Origin of the sequence: Micromonospora sp. NPDC049044 (assembly GCF_040649215.1) — a bacterium.
GTDB lineage: Bacteria > Actinomycetota > Actinomycetes > Mycobacteriales > Micromonosporaceae > Micromonospora.
This window is the reverse complement of sequence record NZ_JBEZFA010000050.1, coordinates 20038-35452: the sequence shown is the minus strand read 5'-3', so window position 1 is coordinate 35452 and position 15415 is coordinate 20038. Positions and strand designations below refer to the sequence as shown.

General features: G+C 72.3%; 13 protein-coding genes. 5 read left to right on the top strand and 8 right to left on the bottom strand.

Going from position 1 to position 15415, the window contains the following annotated elements:
* Positions 1–67: 67 nt before the first annotated feature.
* Complete coding sequence (locus AB0B85_RS29955; RefSeq protein ID WP_357412506.1) at positions 68–1216, bottom strand: aminotransferase class I/II-fold pyridoxal phosphate-dependent enzyme; 1149 nt, start codon at positions 1214–1216, stop codon at positions 68–70.
* A gap of 528 nt (positions 1217–1744) precedes the next feature.
* On the opposite strand from AB0B85_RS29955, the gene AB0B85_RS29950 reads away from it, so the two are divergent.
* From AB0B85_RS29950 to wecB, 3 genes are read left to right on the top strand one after another with little or no spacing between them, the layout of a single operon-like run.
* Positions 1745–2785, top strand: a complete 1041-nt coding sequence (locus AB0B85_RS29950; protein ID WP_357412504.1) for a polysaccharide biosynthesis protein — start codon at positions 1745–1747, stop codon at positions 2783–2785.
* Entirely contained in the window at positions 2779–3903 is a 1125-nt protein-coding gene (locus AB0B85_RS29945; protein WP_357412502.1) for an NAD-dependent epimerase/dehydratase family protein, read from the top strand. The genes AB0B85_RS29950 and AB0B85_RS29945 overlap by 7 nt, the downstream gene beginning before the upstream one ends.
* A gap of 22 nt (positions 3904–3925) precedes the next feature.
* A complete protein-coding gene (wecB, locus tag AB0B85_RS29940; protein ID WP_357412500.1) occupies positions 3926–5050 on the top strand; it encodes a UDP-N-acetylglucosamine 2-epimerase (non-hydrolyzing) in 1125 nt (374 codons plus the stop codon).
* Positions 5051–5158: 108 nt separating this feature from the next.
* Here the strand turns inward: wecB and AB0B85_RS29935 are convergent, their stop codons facing one another.
* Both AB0B85_RS29935 and AB0B85_RS29930 read right to left on the bottom strand, forming a co-directional pair.
* Positions 5159–5806, bottom strand: a complete 648-nt coding sequence (locus AB0B85_RS29935; protein WP_357412497.1) for a NeuD/PglB/VioB family sugar acetyltransferase — start codon at positions 5804–5806, stop codon at positions 5159–5161.
* On the bottom strand, positions 5803–6426 hold the full coding sequence (locus AB0B85_RS29930; RefSeq protein ID WP_357412495.1) for a sugar transferase: 624 nt from the start codon (positions 6424–6426) through the stop codon (positions 5803–5805). The genes AB0B85_RS29935 and AB0B85_RS29930 overlap by 4 nt, the downstream gene beginning before the upstream one ends.
* A 311-nt stretch (positions 6427–6737) precedes the next feature.
* Here AB0B85_RS29930 and AB0B85_RS29925 point away from each other — a divergent pair, with 311 nt between their 5' ends.
* Positions 6738–7694: a DUF389 domain-containing protein gene (locus tag AB0B85_RS29925; RefSeq protein ID WP_357412493.1), complete on the top strand. Its 957-nt coding sequence runs from the start codon at positions 6738–6740 to the stop codon at positions 7692–7694.
* Here AB0B85_RS29925 and AB0B85_RS29920 read toward each other — a convergent pair.
* The 3 genes from AB0B85_RS29920 to AB0B85_RS29910 all read right to left on the bottom strand — a co-directional run bounded on the left by AB0B85_RS29920 (position 7615) and on the right by AB0B85_RS29910 (position 11469).
* Entirely contained in the window at positions 7615–8091 is a 477-nt protein-coding gene (locus tag AB0B85_RS29920; RefSeq protein ID WP_357412491.1) for a hypothetical protein, read from the bottom strand. The two genes, AB0B85_RS29925 and AB0B85_RS29920, sit on opposite strands and share 80 nt — an antisense overlap.
* Positions 8092–8112: 21 nt before the next feature.
* The gene (locus AB0B85_RS29915; protein WP_357412489.1) at positions 8113–8637 is read right to left on the bottom strand and encodes a phosphotransferase; all 525 of its coding nucleotides are present in this window, start codon (positions 8635–8637) and stop codon (positions 8113–8115) included.
* Between the two features lie 348 nt (positions 8638–8985).
* Positions 8986–11469 carry a Tex family protein gene (locus AB0B85_RS29910; protein WP_357412487.1) on the bottom strand — a complete coding sequence of 828 codons (2484 nt, stop codon included), beginning with the start codon at positions 11467–11469 and terminating at the stop codon, positions 8986–8988.
* A gap of 109 nt (positions 11470–11578) precedes the next feature.
* Here AB0B85_RS29910 and dgt point away from each other — a divergent pair, with 109 nt between their 5' ends.
* A complete protein-coding gene (gene dgt, locus AB0B85_RS29905; protein ID WP_357412484.1) occupies positions 11579–13090 on the top strand; it encodes a dGTP triphosphohydrolase in 1512 nt (503 codons plus the stop codon).
* Positions 13091–13099: 9 nt separating this feature from the next.
* Here dgt and AB0B85_RS29900 read toward each other — a convergent pair whose 3' ends face one another.
* A complete protein-coding gene (locus tag AB0B85_RS29900; RefSeq protein WP_357412482.1) occupies positions 13100–14242 on the bottom strand; it encodes an MBL fold metallo-hydrolase in 1143 nt (380 codons plus the stop codon).
* A gap of 124 nt (positions 14243–14366) precedes the next feature.
* Positions 14367–15341: a serine hydrolase gene (locus tag AB0B85_RS29895; protein WP_357412480.1), complete on the bottom strand. Its 975-nt coding sequence runs from the start codon at positions 15339–15341 to the stop codon at positions 14367–14369.
* Between the last annotated feature and the right edge of the window lie 74 nt (positions 15342–15415).

Below are 15415 nucleotides of genomic sequence, written 5' to 3'. Positions count from 1 at the left end.
AGATTCGTGTTTTTGGGTGGTTTATGGCGAATCGCGCATCAAAGTCAGCTCCGTCGCCACGTGTTCGTCACACCGAACCGACTCCCGGGCGCAGACTCAGGAACTCCTCGATCGCGACGGACACCCGGTTGATCTGCGACTCGGTAAGCGCGCTTCCGCTGGGCAGCGTGAGCCCCTGGCCGAACAGTCGCTCCGCCGCGCCGGTGAGCAGGGCCTCCGCGCCGGCGTGCATGGGTTGCAGATGCATCGGCTTCCACACCGGCCGGGTCTCGATGTCCCGCTCGGCCAGGTGGGTCGCCAGGTCGTCCGCCCGCCAGCCGCACCGCTGCGGCTCGACGGTGATGACGGTGAGCCAGCAGTTTGACTCGGCGTCCTCCACGCCCAGCAGCCGGACGCCGGGCACCGGAGCGAAGAGCTTGGCGTAGTGATCGCGTAGCTGCCGGCGGCGGGAGATCATCGCGTCCAGCCGGAGCAGTTGGGCTCGACCGAGCGCCGCGAGCAGGTTGCTGAGCCGGTAGTTGTAACCGGTCTCGCGGTGCTCGTAGTGCCGGGCCGGTTCGCGGGCCTGGGTGGCGAGGTGGCGGGCGCGGGCGAGCAGCGCGGTGTCGTCAGAGACCAGCATCCCGCCGCCCGAGGTGGTCATGATCTTGTTGCCGTTGAAGGAGAGCACGCCGGCGCGCCCGAACGAGCCGGCGGCTCGTCCCCCGTGGTGGGCGCCGAGCGCCTCCGCGGCGTCCTCCACCACCGGGACCCCGGCGTCGGCGCAGACCGGGATCAGGGTGCGGTAGTCGGCGCAGCTGCCGAACATGTCGACCGGAACGACCGCGCCGACCCGCTCACCCCGCGAGCGCAGCCGGCGCAGCGCCTCGTCGACCAGGGCGACGTCCACGTTGCCGGTGCGGGGGTCACAGTCGACGAAGACCGGCCGCGCCCCGATGTAGCGGGCCGCGTTCGCTGTGGCGACGAAGGTGAGCGTGGGCACGACCACCACGTCGCCGGGGCCGACACCGACACCGAGCAGCGCGAGGTGCAGCGCCGCCGTCCCGGAGTTGACGGCCACGGCTGCCTCGGTGCCGACCCGGGCGGCGACGTCCTGCTCGAACGCCTGCAGGTCGGGGCCGACCGGTGCGACCCAGCCCGAGCGCAGGGCGGCGATCAGGTACGACTCCTCGAGTGGCCCGATGTCGGGTGGCGACAGATACACGGTGCCGCTCATCGGGCACCACCGGTCCCGAGACCACCAGGCATCGGCACGATCCCACCTCCAAAGGCGTCGGGCGAAACCGGATGACCGTGCCGATAGGCGACAGTCGGCCAGCATTCCCCCGATCAACCCCGAAACTCGCGGACGGACACGGCCAGCTCGGCGGCCTTCTGCGGTGAGCGGGTCAAGCGAGCCTCCGCTGAGCGCCGCGACGACCGGTCGGGCGAGGGGAAGACTGGCCGTCCGGGCGAGGGGTTGCGGCACGTAGGACACGCCCAGCAGGCCACCGGCCAACCTCCGCCTCCGACAGCAAAATCACCACATAAGCTGACATGTTTCCCGAGCGCCTGTTAGCTCGTTTGGTCCGATTGCGGGCCAAACACGTATCTGCTGCTGGGGCCTCTCGTTGTCCCGGGTGCCGTATCCGGCGGGGCTTCCGCCTGACCGCCGGAGACCGGCGCCCGCGCCACAGCGCGCAGCGCTGTGCCGCGCCGGGTCGACGGGTGGGAACCGCCCGTCGGGTGACGAACGGGAGAACCAATGAGCGTGATAACCGCGGGCCGCCGGGTGCTGATCACCGGCGGGACCGGATCCTTTGGACAGACCATGGCTCGACGACTGCTCGACCGGGACGTCGCCGAGGTGCGGATCCTCAGCCGGGACGAGGCCAAGCAGGACGCCATGCGGCGCTCGATCGGTGACGAGCGGATGCGCTACCACATCGGCGATGTCCGGGACATCGACACGGTGCTGCGGGCCACCCAGGGCGTCGACTTCGTCTTCCACGCGGCAGCGCTCAAGCAGGTACCGTCCTGCGAGTTCTTCCCCCTGGAGGCGGTGCGCACCAATATCCTCGGCAGCAGCAACGTGGTGGAGGCCGCCGCGCACAACGGGGTCAGCTCGGTCGTCGTGCTCAGCACCGACAAGGCCGTCTACCCGGTGAACGCGATGGGCATGAGCAAGGCCCTGATGGAGAAGGTCGCCCAGGCGTACGCCAGGAACAACCCGAACAGCGCCACCACCGTGTCCTGTGTCCGGTACGGCAACGTGATGTACTCGCGCGGCTCGGTGATCCCGCTCTTCATCGAACAGATCAAGGCCGGTCGCGCGCCCACCGTCACCGATCCGGCCATGACCCGCTTCCTGATGTCGCTCGCCGACTCGGTCGACCTGGTCGAGCACGCCTTCCACCACGCCCGCCCCGGCGACGTGTTCATCCGCAAGGCCGCCGCCTGCACCATCAGCGATCTCGCCGAGGCCATCTGCCAGTTGTTCGACGTGCCGTTCAAGCTGGAGATCATCGGCGTACGGCACAGCGAGAAGTCGCACGAGACCCTCGCCAGCCGGGAGGAGTTGGCCCAGGCCGACGACTTCGGTGACTTCTACCGGGTGCCGTTGGACGCGCGGGACCTCAACTACGCGCTCTACATCTCCGAGGGCGAGCTGGGTGAGCGGCCCGGCGAGGACTTCAACTCGGCGAACGCCACCCGACTCGGCGTACCCGATGTGGTGCGGTTGCTCAGGTCACTGCCGGAGATCCGGGCGGAGCTGGCGCTGCGGGATCCGGTGCTGGCGTGCTGAGCCTCGCCGTCACCGGTGCCGGCGGGTTCCTCGGCTGGCACGTGCGGGTCCTGCTGCGGGCGCTCGGCTGGCCCGAGCCGACAGTGCTGACCCGTACCGACCTGGCCGACCCGGCGGTGGTCGCCCGCAAGATCGCCGGGGTGGACCGGGTGTTGCACCTGGCGGGGGTCAACCGGGGTGAGCCCGCCGACGTGGCCGCCGGCAACGTCCAGCTCGCCGTCCAACTCGCCCACGGCCTGCGGGCCTGCCCGGAGCCGCCCGCCCAGGTGGTCTTCGCCAACTCGGTGCAGGCCGGCAACGGCACCCCCTACGGCGACGCCAAGGCCACCGCCGCCGGCATCCTCGCCGAGACCGGCGTGGCCCTGGACGACGTGCTGCTGCCCAACCTGTACGGCGAGCACGGCCGACCCTGGTACAACTCGGCAGTCGCCACCTTCTGCCGGGTGCTCGCCGAGGGCGGCCAGCCGGAGGTGCACGCCGACCGGCAACTGGACCTGGTGCACGTCACCGACGCCGCCGCCCGGCTGGCCGGTGTCGCCGCGGGCGGCTCCTGGGACCCGGCGCTGCCGGCCCTGCGGATCGGGGTCCGCGACCTCGCCGAGCAGCTCAGCTCGTACGCCGGCACCTACCGCACCGGCGAGATCCCGCCGCTGCGCGACCGGCACGACGTGCGGCTGTTCAACACCTACCGGTCGCACTGCTTCCCGGCGCACTACCCGCTGGCCCTGCCCACCCGGACCGACGCCCGGGGGGCACTTGTCGAGACGGTCAAGGCGCACGGGGGAGCGGGGCAGACCTTCTGCTCCACCACCCGGCCCGGGATCACCAGGGGAGAGCACTTCCACCTGGCCAAGGTGGAGCGGTTCGTGGTGCTGCGTGGCACCGCCGAGATCAGCCTGCGCCGCGTCGGCGACACCGATGTCGTCCGGTTCCCGGTCAGTGGCGACCAACCAGTTGTCGTCGACATGCCGACCATGTGGGCGCACAACATCACAAACACCGGCCCGGACGAGCTGCTCACCCTCTTCTGGACCAACGAGTTGTTCGACCCGGAACGGCCCGACACGTGGCCGGAGCCGGTCGGCGTCGAACCCCGGGTGCCGGTGGGCGCCCGGTGAGTGACAGGCGGAGGGAGACCACATGACCCGAGTGATGACAGTCGTCGGCACCCGTCCCGAGATCATCCGACTGTCCCGGGTGCTCAGCCGGTTGGACGAAACCGTCGACCACGTGCTTGTGCACACCGGACAGAACTGGGACAGCACCCTCTCCGACGTGTTCTTCACCGAGCTGCGGCTGCGCGAACCCGACAGGTTCCTGCGGGTGGACACCAGCTCGCTGGGCCGGGTGCTCGGCGGTGTCCTGGTCGGCATGGAGGCGGCGATCGCCGAGCTGCGGCCCGACGCGCTGCTCGTGCTCGGCGACACCAACAGCTGCATCGCGGCGCTGATGGCCCGTCGGATGCGGGTGCCGGTCTACCACATGGAGGCCGGCAACCGCTGCTTCGACCTCAACGTGCCGGAGGAGACGAACCGGCGACTTGTCGACCACGTCGCCGACTTCAACCTGGTCTACACCGAACACGCCCGGCGGAACCTGCTCGCCGAGGGCCTGCACCCGCGCCGGATCCTGCACACCGGCTCGCCGATGCGGGAGGTGCTGGAGCACTACCGGGCGCCGATCGCCGCCTCGACCATCCTCCGCCAACTGGAGCTGGACCCGAGCCGCTACGTCCTGGTCAGCGCGCACCGGGAGGAGAACGTGGACCGGCCCGACCGGCTGCGGCGACTGTTGGACTGCCTGGTGGCGGTCCGCGACCGTTGGGGCCACCCGGTGCTGGTCTCCACCCACCCGCGCACCCGCAAGCGGCTGGAGGCACTCGCCCCGGACGCCACCGCGCTCGACGGCATCGCCTTCCACGACCCGTTCGGGCTGCTCGACTACGTACACCTGCAGATGAACGCGTTCTGCACCCTCTCCGACAGCGGGACGATAAGTGAGGAGGCCGCCATCCTCGGCTTCCCGGCGGTGACCCTGCGCGAGTCCATCGAACGCCCCGAGGCGCTCGACGCGGGCGGGATCATCATGACCGGTCTGGATCCGCAGGGCGTGGTCGAGGCGGTCGAGGTGACTGTGGCGCAGGTCGCCGCGGCGGGTGTGCCGTGCCCGGCCGACTACCAGGTGCCGGACACCTCCCGGCGGGTGGTCGACTTCATCCTCTCCACAGTGCGCCGGCACCACGACTGGGCGGGCATCCGGCACTGACCGGCCGGCACGGGCGGTCGGTGGTCCGGCGGGACCGGCCACCGGCCGCCCGGCGACGTGCTCACCGAGGGCGGCCCACAACGTCCTCGACCGCCCGGGGACCGGCGCTCACCGCGCCGGGACTCCCTTGACCACCGTGCCGGCGGGTACCTCGCGGACCACGCAGGCCCCGGCGCCGACGGTGGCGCCCGCGCCGACCCGCAGCCCCTGCAACACCACGGCACCGGCCCCGATCAGCACACCGTCGCCCAGCCGGCAGGCGCCGGAGACCGCTCCCAGCGGGTTGACCGAGACGTGGTCGCCGACCGTGCAGTCGTGCGCCACCGCGCTGTTCTGGTTGAGGTGTACGTGCCGACCGAGGGTGACGTTCGTGGTGACCCGGGCACCGGGGAACACGGTCAGGCCTTCGCCGTAGATGGTGTCCGGGCCGACTGTGGCGTCCGGATGCACAAGCACCGCCGCCGGCAGCCGGTACGCGGTCAGCCGCTGGTCCACCGACCGCCGGGCGGCCGGATCCCCGATGCCGAGCGTCAGGTGGGTGCCGGCGGGCTGCTCGCCGAGGCGGGTGGTGCCGCCGAGGTACGGCACCTCCAGCCGCTGCACCCGCTTCAGGTTGACCTCGCTGGGCTTGTCGTCGACGAAGCCCCGTACCCGCCACACCGGACCGTCGGGGGCGGCGGCGTTGATGGCCCGGACGATGCCGAGCACCTCTCGGCCGTGCCCGCCGCAGCCGACGATGACGATGTCCAGGCTCACCGGCGCCCCTCTGCCGACCCGCGACCGCCGGCGGTGGCCAGCTCGGCCGGGCCGAGGAACTCGTGGGCGGTGGCCGCGCCGGCCGCGGTGATCCCCTCCCGGCGCAGGACGGTGCGTACCGTGCGCAGCAGGATCCGCAGGTCCAGGACGAGCGAGCGGTGTCGCACGTAGTGCACGTCGAGCGCGAAGCGTTCGTCCCAGCTCAGCGCGTTGCGTCCGTACGCCTGCTGGAGGCCGGTGATGCCGGGGCGAACCTCGTGCCGACGCAGCTGCTCCGGGCTGTAGCGGCTCAGGTAGGCCGGCAGCAGGGGCCGTGGCCCGACCAGGCTCATCTCGCCACGCAGCACGTTCCACAGTTGGGGCAGCTCGTCGAGGCTTGTGGTCCGCAGCCAGCGGCCGAACGTGGTGAGTCGGGCGGCGTCGTTGGCCGGGGCCTCGTCGGCGCCGCCCACAGTCATCGAACGGAACTTGACCAGGTGGAACAGTTGGCCACCACGACCCGGGCGGGCCTGCCGGAACAGCACGGGTCGACCCATGGTGACAAGCACGGCCAGCGCCACCGCGGCGAGCACCGGCGTCGCGAGCAGCAGGCCGGTGGCGGCCAGGAGCACGTCCAGCACGCGTTTGACCGTGTCGTAGGGGCGCTTCATCGGCGCCCGGCCGGGAGGTGGGTGATCGAGGTGAGCACGCCGGGGTCGCCGCTGCGTGTCACGGGCCGGCGGTGGTGAATCAGATCCACGGATGGCGCCTCCGATCGGGCGTGTCAAAAGACCAAATGGTTGTATCAGCAGCTATGGCGGCACATAGGCGGTTTCGCCAACTCTGCGGTCAACCGACCCGACTGTCCCCCGACAGTCGGACCGGCCGTCCAGCCCGGCCGGCTAGAGTGCTGCCGGCCGTGCCCGTGCGCCGCGTACAACAGGGAGAACGAGTGCTGCACCTCAGGGTGATCGCCCCGGCGGAACGATCCGCCGAGGTCGTTGACCTGCTCGCCGCGGAGGCGGGGGTGACCCACCTGGCAGTGCTGCCCGGCGCGGCCCGGCAGCCGCAGGGTGACCTGATCCTCTGCGACGTGGTCCGGGAGAGCGCCGACGGCATTCTGCGCGGCCTCCAGCAGCTCGGGGTGGAGGCGAGCGGCGGTATCGCCGCCGACGACGTCGAGCTGACCATCTCCGCGGCGGCCGACCGGGCCGCGGAGAACGCCCCCGGCAGTGGTGCCGACGCGGTGGTCTGGGACGAGATCGCGGCGAAGACCGGCGAGCAGACCGAGCTGTCCGGCACCTACCTGGTGCTGATCGTGGTGGCCACCATGATCGCCGGCGTCGGCGTGCTGCTGGACCAGCCGATCCTCATCGTCGGGGCGATGGTGGTCGGTCCCGAGTTCGGCCCGCTCGCCGCCCTCTGCGTGGCGCTGCTGCGCCGCCGGCTCGACGTGATCGGCCGGTCGGTGCAGGCCCTCACTGTCGGGTTCCTGGCGGCCATGGTGGTGACCGTGCTGAGCACCTGGGCGCTGACCGCGGCCGGCCTGGTGAGCGAGGAGATGCTGCTCGCCAAACGCCCGCTCACCAGCTTCATCTGGCGCCCGGACGCGCTGTCCTGGGTGGTCGGTCTGCTCGCCGGCGTGGCCGGCATGCTCTCCCTGACGTCGAAGAAGTCGGGCAGCCTGGTCGGGGTGCTGATCTCGGTGACCACGGTGCCGGCCGCCGCGAACGTGGCGGTTGCCGTCGCCTACGGAGTGTGGGACGAGGCGGGCGGATCGGCACTCCAGCTGGTGATCAACGTGTGCGCGATAGTCCTGGCTGGCCTGCTCACCCTCCTGGTCCAGCAGGCCTGGTGGTGGAATCTGGCCCGCCGGACCCGCCGGGCACGTCGCCCAGCAGCCGGCTGAGCAGGGTCCGCAACGGCATCGACTCGCCGTCACGGCCACCCGCGCCGATGACCAGCGGCGCCGGGCTGGGCTGCGGATCGACGCCGAACAGCCGGGCCCGCAGGCCGCCCGGCACGGTCAGCAGGTGGAACCGGCCGGCCACGTCCACCGCACGGGTCTCGGCCCGGTCGACGTACCAGCCGGTCAGCCGGGTGCGGTAGCGCCCGCGCCCGTCGTACCCCCGGGCGACCAGGTGTGTGGTGGGCAGCCCGCGCCGGGTGGCCTCAGCCACGAACCAGGCCACCAGCTCCGCCGCCTCTGCCTGCTCGGCGGCCCGCCGCCGCGCGTCCGCGTCGGCGTGCGCCCGCACCGCGTGCTGCTGCCGCTCCCGCCACTCGCGGCCGTCGTCCTCACCCACGAGCCGACGGTACGCCCCGACTCAGTCGAGCACCGCCCGCAGGGTGTGCCGGGCGAGGGCGGCCCGGACATCGGCATCCTGGTCCGCCAGGGGTCCGCCCCGACCGAACCCTGACCACGACCGTCCGCCGGTGTCGATGTCGTGCAGGGCGACCACGACAGCGGCCAGGTCACTGGCGAAGACGTCCAGGTCGTCGATCCGGTCGGGCTGGGCCGTCTCCCCAGGGATGAACCGGTACGCCGTCCACCACCCCGGGTACCCGTCGCCCGGCGCACCGAGGCCGAGCGGCTCGGGCACCGCGACCGGCAGGTACGCGGCGAGCAGCCGGGCGTACTCCTGCTCCTGCCGCAGCTCGTCGCGCAGCTCGGTGCCGGTGGAGGGGCGCAGCGGAAAGCGCAGCACGACGTCCGAGCCGACCCGGAACAGCGCGTTCACCGTGCCGGCCGAACGGAGGGGGCGCACCGGCAACCCCCGCCAGCGCGGGAACTGTCCAGCCACCAACGCGGCAACCACCTCCGCGAGCACGTCCACCTGGTCGGCATGCATCCGTATCGGGAGATCATCACCCAGAACCTCGCGGACGGGCGACCCGATTTCCCGCCCCGCGCACGCCGCCCCCGCGCACCCCGTCCGCCGCTCCCGGGGCTCTGTCAGGCCCATCCGCTCTGTCCGCCCGCCGTTTCCCTACCCGCCGTCTCCTGCCTGCCCCCGCTGTCCCGCTGCGCGGCCAGCCTCAGGGTTGCTCCCTGCGGCCCTTTCGAGCTGAATCGTTGGCGACATCAACTCGCGATTCGTTTACGACATCAGCTCCATAGGCAGCCACCCGGGACCGGCGACCTGGGTTGGTGTGCAGGCTGACGCCGTGGCCGCTTGGCCGCTTGGCCGGGTGGGCGATCAGGCCAACCCGGCGCGCCGGAGTGCGTCCGCCATCGCGTCGTTGGCCGGCGCCGGCCCGGTGCCGCCTCCGCCCTGCTGCTGGCCGGCGCGTCGACCCTGGCCGCCACGTTGACCCTGGCCGCCACGCTGGTCCTGGCCGCGTTGACCCTGGCCACCGCGCTGGTCCTGGCCGCGTCGACCCTGACCGCCGCGTTGGTCCTGGGAGCCACGGCTGCCCGGTGCGCCGCGTCCGCCCTGGTCGGCTTGGCCGCCGCGTGCTCCCGGTGCGCCCCGCGTCCCGTCGGGCGAAGTGCCCGGCTCGTCCGTCAGGCGCAGGGTCAACGAGATCCGCTTACGCGGTACGTCCACGTCGAGCACCCGGACCTTCACCACGTCGCCGGACTTCACCACCTCACGGGGGTCCTTGACGAAGGTCCGGGACATCGCCGACACGTGCACCAGCCCGTCCTGGTGCACGCCGACATCCACAAAGGCACCGAACGCGGCCACGTTGGTGACCACCCCCTCCAGCACCATGCCCGGCGTCAGGTCGCCGATCTTCTCCACCCCCTCGACGAAGGTGGCGGTACGGAACTCCGGGCGGGGATCCCGGCCCGGCTTTTCCAACTCGGCGAGGATGTCGGTGACGGTGGGCAGGCCGAACCGGTCGTCGACGAAGTCGGTGGCCCGCAGCCCGCGCAGAATCGCGCTCCTACCGATCACCGAGCGCAGGTCCTGACCGGTGCTGGCGAGGATCCGGCGCACCACCGGGTACGCCTCGGGGTGCACGCTTGACGAGTCCAACGGATCGTCCCCGTCGGGGATGCGCAGGAAGCCGGCGCACTGCTCGAACGCCTTGGGCCCGAGCCGTGCCACCTTCTTCAGTTCGGTACGGGACCGGAACGGCCCGTTGGCGTCCCGGTGCAGCACGATGTTCTCGGCCAGCCCGGCGCCGATCCCGGAGACCCGGGTGAGCAGCGGCGCGGAGGCGGTGTTGACGTCCACCCCTACCGCGTTGACGCAGTCCTCCACCACCGCGTCCAACGACCGGGACAGCTTCACCTCGGACAGGTCGTGCTGGTACTGGCCGACCCCGATCGAGCGCGGGTCGATCTTGACCAGCTCGGCGAGCGGGTCCTGGAGGCGCCGGGCGATGGAGACCGCGCCGCGCAGCGACACGTCCATCCCGGGCAGTTCCTGCGAGGCGTACGCGGAGGCGGAGTAGACCGACGCGCCCGCCTCGGAGACCATCACCTTGGTCAGGTTGAGCTGCGGGTGGCGCTTGATCAGGTCACCGGCCAGCTTGTCGGTCTCCCGCGAGGCGGTGCCGTTGCCGATCGCGATCAACTCCACCCCGTGCGCCCCGGCCAGCCGGGCGAGGGACTCGACCGACGCGTCCCACTGCCGGCGCGGCTCGTGCGGATAGATGGTGTCGGTGGCGAGCACCTTGCCGGTGGCGTCCACCACCGCCACCTTCACCCCGGTGCGCAGACCCGGGTCCAGGCCCATCGTGGGTCGGGTGCCGGCCGGCGCGGCAAGCAGCAGGTCACGCAGGTTGGTGGCGAAGACGCGTACCGCCTCCTCCTCGGCCGCCTGCCACAACCGCATCCGCAGGTCCGCGCCGAGGTGGATGAGGATCCGGGTACGCCACGCCCAGCGCACCGTGTCGGCCAGCCAGCGGTCGGCGGGCCGGCCGGCGTCGGACACCCCGAACCGCCCGGCGATGGCCGCCTCGTACCGGCTCGGGCCGGTCGGCACGGCGTCGGCCTCGCCCGCCTCCTCCGGCTCCATGGTCAGGTCGAGCACGCCCTCCTTCTCGCCCCGGAACATGGCCAGGATCCGATGCGAGGGCAGCTTCGGGTACGGCTCGGAGAAGTCGAAGTAGTCGGCGAACTTGGCGCCGGCGGTCTCCTGGCCGTCGCGTACCCGGGACACCAGCCGGCCCCGCGACCACATCTGCTCGCGCAGCGTGCCGATCAGGTCGGCGTCCTCGGCGAAGGTCTCGATCAGGATCGCGCGGGCGCCCTCCAGCGCGGCGGCGGCGTCCGCGACGCCCTTCTCCGCGTCAACGAACCCGGCGGCGGTGGCCTTCGGGTCCTGGCTGGGGTCGGCCAACAGCGACTCGGCCAGCGGCGCGAGCCCGGCCTCGCGGGCGATCTGCGCCCGGGTCCGCCGCTTCGGCTTGTACGGCAGGTAGATGTCCTCCAGCCGGGACTTCGAGTCGGCCGCCATGATCTGCGCTTCCAGCGCCTCGTCCAGCTTGCCCTGGCCGCGGATCGACTCCAGCACCGCCGCCCGCCGCTCGTCCAGCTCGCGCAGGTAGCGCAGCCGCTCCTCAAGGGTGCGCAGCTGGGTGTCGTCGAGCAGGCCGGTGGCCTCCTTGCGGTAGCGGGCGATGAACGGCACTGTGGCGCCGCCGTCGAGCAGTTCCACTGCCGCCCGCACCTGACGCTCGGCCACGCCGAGCTCGTCGGCGATCCGCTGATGAACAGACTGGGTCACGATCTCGATCCGCCTTCGACTCGATCCGCCCTCAGAGAGCGGGTACCGCCCTGCATTGTGCCGGGCGACCCCGGGACGGCCCCGCCGGGCCTGCGCTAGCGTTGCGATCATGGAAACACCTGCGGAGCCGCGCGCCCGCCGACTCTTCGGCGGCAGCGCCCGCGCCCTCGGCGACCTCGCCGCCGACCCGTTCCGCGCCGACCGGGACCGGATCGTGGGCTCGCCGTTCTTCGCCCGCCTCGGCGGCGTCACCCAGGTGATCAGCCCGGTCGGTTCCGGCCTGCTGGTGCACAACCGGCTCACCCACAGCCTGAAGGTCGCCCAGGTCGCCCGGTCGATCGCCGAGCGGTTGACGACCGACGAGCGCTCCCGTGACCTGCTGGACAAGCTCGGCGGCTGTGACCCCGACGTGGTGGAGGCCGCGGCGCTCGCCCACGACCTGGGCCACCCGCCGTTCGGGCACCTGGGCGAGCGGGTGCTGGACCGGCTGGCCCGTCAGCGCCTCGGCCTCGCCGACGGGTTCGAGGGCAACGCCCAGTCGTACCGGATCGTCACCAGCACCGAGATCCGGGGCGCCGCCACCACCGGGCTGGACCTGACCGCGGCGGTCCGGGCCGCGATGCTGAAATACCCGTGGACCCGGCTTGATTACCCCGATCCGCACCCGCGCACGATGGACCCACCGCCGCGCGGAGCCACCCCGCCGCCGGACGACCCGGAGAGCGGCTCGTCTAAGTTCGGCGCGTACCGCACCGAGCTGGACGACCTGCGGCAGGCGCGGGAGCCGTTCGTCGGTCGCATCCCGGACTGGCAGCAGACAGTGGAGGCGTCCGTGATGGACACCGCCGACGACATCGCGTACGCCATCCACGACGTGGAGGACTTCTACCGGGTCGGTGTGCTCCAGCAGGGCTCGGTCTCCGCCGAGCTGATGGCCTGGCAACGCGAGAGCGGACAACTGCGGGCGATCACCGACGCGGCGCTGGCCACCGCGGCCCGACGACCCGGTGCCGCGATCGAGCGGCTCCGTCGGCAGTTGCACCGCAAGGACGCCTGGATCGCCGACGACGAGGCGTTCGCCGCCGCCGTCGAGCACGTCCGTGAGGAGCTTGTCGACGGGCTGCTGGCGATGCCGTTCGACGGCTCGATCGAGGCCGAGCAGTACGTGGCGCGGTTCTCCGCCCGCTGGTCCACCCGCTTCGTCGAGGCGATCGCGGTGACCGACAAGCCGTCGGTGCGCTCCGGGCACGTGCTGCTGGGCTGCGCGCAGTGGCACGAGGTCCAGGTGCTCAAGTTCGTCCACCACCGCTTCGTGCTGGCCCGTCCGGATCTCGCCCTGCACCAGCGCGGCCAGGCCCGACTGCTGGGCACCCTGGTCGAGGCGCTCTGGGAGTGGCTGCTCGACCCGGAGGAGGAGTCCCGGCTGCCCCGCCGGCTGCACGACCTGGTCGAGTTGGCCGAGGCGGAGCTGCACCCGCGCACCCCGGACCGGATCGGCCGGGCTCGGGGCCGGGCCATCGTGGACTTCGTCGCGCAGCTCACCGACGGTCAGGCGGTGGCCATGCTGGACGCGCTCTCCGGCCGTTCCGGCGCACTCTGGACCGACGCGTTCGTGCTCTGACGGGCTGCCTCAGGCGACGGCCTGCCACCAACCGTCGACGGCGGGCGGCTCGTCGACCACCACCCGCTCGCCCGGGCGGGGCACGGCGAGCCGCACGTCGCGGGCCTTGGCCTCGGCCCACAACCGGTTCACCGGCTCGGCCCAGTCGTGCAGGGCCAGGTTGAACGTCGCCCAGTGCACCGGCACGAACAGCCCACCGCGCAGGTCGAGGTGGGCGTCGACCGCCTCCTCGGGGAACATGTGGATCGTCGGCCACGCCCGGTCGTACGCGCCGATCTGCATCAGCGTCACGTCGAACGGGCCGTGCTCGGCGCCGATTTCCGCGTACCCGTCGAAGTAGCCGGAGTCGCCGGTGTAGAAGACCTTGCGGCGGGCCCCGGCCACCACCCACGAACTCCACAGCGTGCCGTCGCGGCGCAACCCGCGACCGGAGAAGTGCTGCGCGGCGGTGGCGGTGATCTCCAACCCGGCGACCTGGTGCGACTCGGACCAGTCCAGCTCGATGATCCGCTCGGCCGGTACGCCCCAGCGGTCCAGGTGCGCGCCCACCCCGAGCGGCACCAGGAACGGCGCGGACTGCCCGGCCAGCAGCGCCCGCACGGTGGGCATGTCGAGGTGGTCGTAGTGGTCGTGCGAGATGAGGATGGCGTCCAGCGGGGGCAGCTCGTCGATGCCGACCGGCGGCTCGTGCAGCCGGCGCGGGCCGACCAGGCCGGACGGTGAGCAGCGGTCGCTCCAGACCGGGTCGACAAGCACCCGCCGGCCCTCGATCTCGATCAGCGTCGAGGCGTGCCCGTACCAGACGATGGTGAGTTCGTCGGCGGCGTCGGCGGTCGCCGCCGAGCTGGGGCGCAGCAGCGGCACGGGCGCGGTGGGCCTCCGCTTCTGCTTGCCGAAGATCAGCTCGCGGAGCAGGTTGCGGCCCGGCTCGGTGACTGTGGTGCGGGTGCCGGCCCGGTTGTGGAAGGTGCCGTCGCGAAACTGGGGCGAGCGGGCCGCCCGCTCGGCCCGGGCACCGCTGAGCCGGCCACCGAGCGCCGCCGGCACGTCCCGGGCCACCCAGGCCAGGCCGGCCAGCGCGGCCAGGCCGGCCGCGCCCCGCATCCGCCGCCCGAGCGACCGTTCCACGTCCCTGCTGCGCGCTCGTGCCATTGCCGTCCCTCCGACGTGTCCGCCCTTACACGGTAGTCACCCGCGCCGGGGCGTGCCCCGGCGGTCGCCACGCCGGGTCGGCCGCCGGCAGCGGCGACCGACCCGGACCGGTGCGGACCGTGCCCTAGCCGCCGTTGCTGGGACGTCGGGCGGTGCTCCGGAACGTCTCGCCCACACCCGCGATCCGGTCCACCGCGGCCAGGAACTTGGGGCCCATGACGGCGCGGGCCCGCACCGCCGGGTGGGTGGCGCCGAAGTTGTCCGGGTCGGCCTGCCCGTCGGCGAAGAGCGCGTAGGTGAGCACCGCCGCGCCGGAGCGGTCGAAGATCACGCCGGCCTCGTGCCGGGCGTCGCCGTACCAGCCGGCCTTGGTGGCGATGCGGGCCCGTTCGTCGGAGGACATCGTGCGCCGGATGCCGTCGGTGAACGCCACAGGGGAGCGCAGGATGCCCAGCAGGTACGTCGTCGAGGCGGGGGAGAGCAGCGTGCCGGCGACCAGGGCGCGCAGCAGGTCGTGCGTCTCCCGGGGGGTGCTGGTGCCGAGGAAGAACCGGTTCGGGTTGGCGACCGGCTCGACCTGGGTGTTCGGGAAGCCCTTGGCGACCAGGATGGAATTGATCTCGGCCGCCGGCGCGACGAGGCCGCACAACCGCACCGCTGTGTCGTCCGAGACGGTCAGCAGGTTGGCCAGCACGTGCCCGAGGGTCACCCGGCTCGGGTACGCGCCGTCCAGGCTGAAGATGCCGTCACCGCCGGGGACCACGATCGCCGCGCTCACCTCGACCTGCTGGTCCAGGGTGAGCAGCCCTCGGTCGACCTTGTCGAGCACCGCGGTGGCAACCGCGATCTTGTTGACGCTGTACGCCTCGATCCGCCGGTCCGCGTCGGCGGTCACCGCGACCACCGGCACACCGGAAGGGTCGGCGACGCTGACACAGGCCTGCCAGTTGCCGCCGGCCTCGGCGCTCTGCGTGGCGAAGACCGAGGCGACGCGCCGGGCGGCCCGAGCGGGCGTGGTCGGTGCGGCTTCGGCGGCGCTCGCCGGGGAAGCGGCGCTCGCCGGCGACCCGGCCCCCAACACCGTCCCGGCGGTAGCCATCGTGCCCAGTCCGAGTGCCGTTCTGCGATTGAGTCGCATTGTCGTTCGTCTCCCCCACAGTGGAGCGCCGGAGC